Below are 401 nucleotides of genomic sequence, written 5' to 3'. Positions count from 1 at the left end.
GGCTGTGACATCGAATCCCCATACCACTCTTGCCAGTGTTTACTCATCAACGCACACAGTTTGGCCGCCGAGAGCTCACCATTTTTCCGTTGAAGGTAGAATTCTCTTTCAAATTCAAATCGAACTGGAATGTTGATCATCAATGCGTAACATGACGACAATTCTTCCCACAGCATTTCTAGCTTTTCATCCGTCGTTTTTGCTTGGTTAAGTAGATAGTCTCGAACGATATTCTCAGCAAAGATTGAGGCAGTTTCTGCCAATGTCATAGGGTAACGAGTTTGACACAAGGGCATCCCCTTCATGACCCAGTTATGGAATGCGTGGCCAAGTTCATGGGCAAGAGTAAGAAGATCCGATCGGCTTCCGCCCCAGGTCATAAAGACAAGCGGTGAACGTGT

1 protein-coding gene is annotated in these 401 nt (G+C 46.1%); it reads right to left on the bottom strand.

The annotated features are described in order from the left end of the window. Positions 1-401: M3 family metallopeptidase (locus ACP45E_RS00885; protein ID WP_141707163.1), on the bottom strand; the 401-nt coding region annotated here is incomplete at both ends.

Origin of the sequence: Vibrio genomosp. F10 str. 9ZD137, from assembly GCF_049974785.1 — a bacterium.
Taxonomy (GTDB): Bacteria; Pseudomonadota; Gammaproteobacteria; order Enterobacterales; family Vibrionaceae; genus Vibrio.
The sequence above is the reverse complement of the archived record's forward strand: the minus strand, read 5'-3'. Positions and strand labels throughout refer to the sequence as shown.